At 51.5% G+C, this 4,683-nt stretch carries 5 protein-coding genes; 4 read left to right on the forward strand and 1 reads right to left on the reverse strand.

What is annotated here, in order from left to right; translation table 11 throughout:
* The 4 genes from VFS25_RS17950 to VFS25_RS17965 all read left to right on the forward strand — a co-directional run.
* A partial coding sequence (locus tag VFS25_RS17950) for a sugar transferase (protein WP_326463548.1) occupies positions 1-539 on the forward strand: 539 nt, incomplete at its 5' end.
* A 6-nt stretch (positions 540-545) separates the two neighbouring features.
* Entirely contained in the window at positions 546-1,169 is a 624-nt protein-coding gene (locus tag VFS25_RS17955) for an acetyltransferase (protein WP_326463549.1), read from the forward strand.
* Entirely contained in the window at positions 1,166-2,311 is a 1,146-nt protein-coding gene (locus VFS25_RS17960; RefSeq protein ID WP_326463550.1) for a DegT/DnrJ/EryC1/StrS family aminotransferase, read from the forward strand. The genes VFS25_RS17955 and VFS25_RS17960 overlap by 4 nt, the downstream gene beginning before the upstream one ends.
* A 19-nt stretch (positions 2,312-2,330) precedes the next feature.
* Positions 2,331-3,941, forward strand: coding sequence for an ArnT family glycosyltransferase (locus VFS25_RS17965; RefSeq protein WP_326463551.1), 1,611 nt, complete (start codon positions 2,331-2,333; stop codon positions 3,939-3,941).
* Here the strand turns inward: VFS25_RS17965 and VFS25_RS17970 are convergent.
* Positions 3,938-4,683, reverse strand: a 746-nt coding sequence (locus VFS25_RS17970) for a tyrosine-protein phosphatase (protein WP_326463552.1), incomplete at its 5' end; no start/stop codon positions are given. The genes VFS25_RS17965 and VFS25_RS17970 overlap by 4 nt on opposite strands.

Below are 4,683 nucleotides of genomic sequence, written 5' to 3' on the forward strand. Positions count from 1 at the left end.
TTTGGGTGCTGCTGCTGTTATTGCTTACCCTTACCACCAATGGCCACCCGTTTTTTATTCAACGGCGGCCGGGGTTGCATGGGAAAATATTCTGCATCATCAAGTTCCGTACCATGAATAACCAACGGGATATGAATGGCCGGCTACTGCCGGATGCGCAGCGTTTAACCCCGCTCGGAAAGCTGTTACGCAAAACTTCGCTGGATGAAATACCCCAGCTGGTAAATGTGGTTAAAGGCGATATGAGCCTGGTAGGGCCGCGGCCTTTGCTGGTGGAGTACCTGCCGTTATACAGCCCTGAGCAGCAGCGGCGGCATAATGTACGCCCGGGCATAACCGGCTGGGCACAGGTGAATGGCCGTAATGCCATTAGCTGGGAGCAGAAGTTTGCCTACGATGTGTGGTATGCCGATCATGTAAGCATGCAGCTGGACCTAAAGATCTTATGGCTTACTGTTCTAAAAGTCGGCAGGTCAGAAGGTATCAGCCAGGAGGGACATGCTACTGCACAAAAATTTAAAGGCAATGCCGTTACATGACTTTGTATGAAAAACGTGTATTTATATGGCGCCAGCGGCCACGGGAAAGTAGTGGCGGAGATACTGGAAAAAAATGGCGTCGGCATATCGGGGGTGTTTGATGATAACCCCGCCGTTACCCGTTTGCTCGATTACCCGGTGCTGGGCGCGTTTGCCCCGGACCGTTTTCCGGCAGCTGCGCAAATGGTGGTAACCGTTGGCAATAACCGCATCCGGCGGCGTATAGCGCAGCAGGTAAGCGCGCCGTTTGCAACGGCAATTCATCCTGCCGCCAACCTATCGGTGCGCAGCAGTATTGGCGCCGGCACCGTGGTAATGGCAGGTGTAAGTGTAAACAGCGGCACCGTCATAGGGCAGCATGCGATCCTGAACACCAACTGCGCCGTTGACCATGATTGTGAGCTGGGCGATTTTGTACATATCTCTCCCAATGCGGCATTGGCGGGCAATGTAAAGGTAGGCGAAGGTACCCATATTGGTATAGGCGCCTGCGTTATACAGGGCATTATCATAGGCAGGTGGGCTACTATTGGCGCCGGCACTGTAGTAATAACAGATGTGCCGGATTATGCGGTGATAGTAGGTAACCCCGGCCGGATTATAAAATATAGAAAAGACCAGGAAGTATGATACCAACAACTATGCAGGAAAAAATATGGCTTTCCTCTCCCCACATGGGTACACAGGAGTTTGAATTTGTAAAGGAAGCTTTTAATACCAACTGGATAGCGCCCCAGGGACCGTTGGTAGACGGCTTTGAAAAAGACCTGGCGGCTTATACCGGCGCAGGGCATGTGGCTGCATTGTCATCCGGCACCGCTGCGCTGCACCTGGCGTTGGTGCTGCTGGGCGTGGAAAGGGGGGATGAGGTGATCTGCCAAAGCATGACCTTCTCCGCTTCAGCTAACCCCATTGTATACCAGGGCGCTACCCCGGTGTTTGTAGATAGTGAGCCTGACACCTGGAACATGGATCCGCGGCTGCTGCAGGCGGCTATTGAAAACCGTTTGGCAAAAGGCAAGAAAATAAAGGCGGTTATTCCCGTGCATTTGTATGGCATGCCTGCAAACATGGATGCTATACTGGAGGTAGCAGCGCAGTATGCCATACCTGTGGTGGAAGATGCTGCCGAAGCCCTGGGCGCTACCTACTACGGAAAAGCCTGCGGCACCATGGGTACCATGGGCATCCTGAGCTTTAACGGCAATAAGATCATTACCACCAGCGGCGGTGGCGCATTAATGAGCAACAGCCAGGCGCTGGTGCAGGAGGCCCGCTTCCTGGCCACCCAGGCCCGCGATCCGGCGCCGCATTACCAGCATACGCAAATCGGTTTTAACTACCGTATGAGCAACGTATGCGCCGGTATTGGCCGTGGGCAAATGCAGGTGCTGCCCTGCCGCATAGCGCAGCGCCGTGCTGCATTTGAATATTACAGGCAGGCCCTGGCCCACCTGCCGGGCATTAGCTTCACACAGGAGCCTGCGGGCAGCTTTAGTAACCGCTGGCTTACCACCATACTGATAAACCCCGCGGAAAGCGGGGGAATAACCCGTGAACAGGTGCGGCTGGCGCTGGAAAAAGAGAATATTGATTCCAGGCCTTTATGGAAACCCATGCACCTGCAGCCGGTATTTGCCGCCTGCCCGGCTTTTGTGAATAACGTTTCGGAATTATTGTTTAGCCAGGGACTTTGTTTACCCAGCGGCTCTAACCTGGTACAGGAGCAGCTGCAACGAATAGTTAAACTGATCCGCGCATTATGGTCATAACATCTTAAATCCCTATTCTATGCATTCCACGGCATTGCTGCTGAAGCGATCATTGTATAACGGTTTTTTAATCCCGGTTATTCATTTCATCCTGATAGCCATTATCGCCAGCCGGTTTCATTTGCTGGCGGATTGTGATGCTACCAACCACTATTTTTCCGGTATCGATATTTTTCGTGGTAATGGCTACAACGGCTGGGCCTCTCACTTCTGGCCGCCTTTATTTCCGGTGCTGATAGGATTGCTGGCCAAGGTAGCGCCGGCATTTGAGGCTATTAAGCTGATCTCCACAGTTGCCTCCGCGCTCTTGCTGCTGGTGGTTTACAAATATGTGCTATGGCTGGTTGGCAGCCGTACAGCCGCATGGGTAGCGCAGCTGCTGACGGTCACCAACTTCCTGTTCCTGCAGCTGAGCGTGCAGATAGAGAACCATATGCTGGATTCACTATGGTACATACTGGCTGTTTTTTTACTGCTGCGGTACCTTGAGAACGGCAGCTGGCAAAAATTTTTGCTCGCAGGCATTGTATGCGGGCTGGCAGGGCTTACCAGGTATACCAGCTATGCTTTGCTGCCGGCATTTATGATCATTATGTTTTTCTTTTATCCCTTTAAGCGCGCCGCCTGGTATGCGGGTTGCATACTGCTGGGTTTTGCAATTGTTTCCGCTCCCTGGTGGATCGTGAATTACCGGGTAAACGGCTCGCCGTTTGCCACCTGGCAGTATATGAACATTGGCCTGGGCGTTTTTTCAAATTCAGAAACCCGCTGGTCGTGGAGCTGGTCGGGTATTGACCAGTTCAATTCTGTAGCAGATGTATTCCTGTATGCCCCCGGTAAATATATAGCTAACTTCTGTTACAACGTGGCAAAAAGCATGGGACTGATCTTATACCGCGGGCAGCTGCTGGGATGTTTTTGCATAGCGGCTTTGTTTGTGTACAGCCGCCTGCATTACAAAAGTGTGGTATCGTGGCTGCGCTCCAGCATGTTCCTGCCGCTGGGGATCATTTTTGTATGTTACCTGGTGTTGGTGTCCCAGGCATTTGTGTTTGGTGAAGTGTATTTAAGCTGGTATATACTGCTTATCATATATGGCACCTTTGCAGGCTATAAGCTTTGGCCATTGCTTTACCGCCTTAAACCCGCGAGTAAAAAGGCGCTTATTAATCTGGTGCTGCTGGCGGCTTTTTTGGATATTGGTTATGCTGCCTGGCAGCTGAAAGGGTACCTGTATAACACCCGCGGCATAGAAGAAAATGCGCAGGTAATGGCTGCTTTAAGGCAGCAGGATCAGGATATAAGCGATAAGATACTGATGTGCTTTCATCCTGCCAGGGCTTACCACCTGGGTACGAAGTTTCTTATGCTGCCGCTGTATTATACGGGAGATCTGAACGGTTTGGTTACCTACCAGCATATGAGCCGTAAGGTAAGGGAGCAGGCGTCACGTTTTCCGTGTACCATGGATGTAAATCATGTAAAGGCCGATTACCTGGTATATGATCCCCTGGCAATGCTTTGCCTGCCGCAGTTCTCTTTTTTACTGCATGCGGGCGATCCGCGTATTCCACGGAATTTTCAGCTGGTGTACCTGTCGGCTAAGGTGGCGGTGTACAAAATATATTAGTTTCCCGCCTGTGTCAGCTCACGGTTCTTAAACTCGTACTGCTCCAGCAGCTTCATCAGTTTTTTATCCCTGCCAATGCCCTGGATGGCTTCCATATGCTTATGATGGTGCAGGTCGGTGCCAATAAAGGTAATCAGCTTGTCGGCCAGCAGCCGCTCGGCTATCTTTTGTATGCTTTTGCCGTAATAGCCTGTAACAGATAACAGGTTTACCTGCAGCAGGCAGCCCCATTCCCGCAGCTGCTCGTATTGTTCGTACTGATCATGGTAGTGGTTATACCGTTCGGGGTGGGCCAGCACCGGCTGGTAGCCGTGTGAGGCCAGCTGAAACAGCCATTGGTGCAGCTGGGGCGGCGCCTGCATAAACGACATTTCTACCAGCACCAGCTTGTTCTGCAGGGTAAGCAGGGGGGTAGTGGCCATCAGCTCCTCAAACTGCTCATCCATGTAGTATTCTGCTGCAAAGGAAAATGCAATGCCATTACCTTTTTCCTGCAGGGCTGTTTTTACCTGTAAAAAGGGGGGCGTAATAGTGCTGGCGGAATTGGGGTAACGGTCCACAACAATATGCGGGGTAGTAACAATTTTTTTTATGCCCATTTCCTGCAGCTGCTCAATAAATTTCAGGGATGTTTCCGGGTCCTTTACCCCATCATCTATGCCTGGCACCAGGTGTGAGTGAATATCTGTTTCCATAAACGACAGGATGCCTGCATGGGATAGATCGGACGCTCGCTTCTTAA

The organism is Chitinophaga sp. (assembly GCF_035761305.1).
Lineage (GTDB): Bacteria > Bacteroidota > Bacteroidia > Chitinophagales > Chitinophagaceae > Chitinophaga.

Excerpts from the sequence above, each read along its gene's own strand:
- VFS25_RS17955 (WP_326463549.1), top strand. The coding sequence starts at position 546 with ATGAAAAACGTGTATTTATATGGCGCCAGCGGCCACGGGAAAGTAGTG.
- VFS25_RS17965 (WP_326463551.1), top strand. The coding sequence starts at position 2,331 with ATGCATTCCACGGCATTGCTGCTGAAGCGATCATTGTATAACGGTTTT.
- VFS25_RS17960 (WP_326463550.1), top strand. The coding sequence starts at position 1,166 with ATGATACCAACAACTATGCAGGAAAAAATATGGCTTTCCTCTCCCCAC.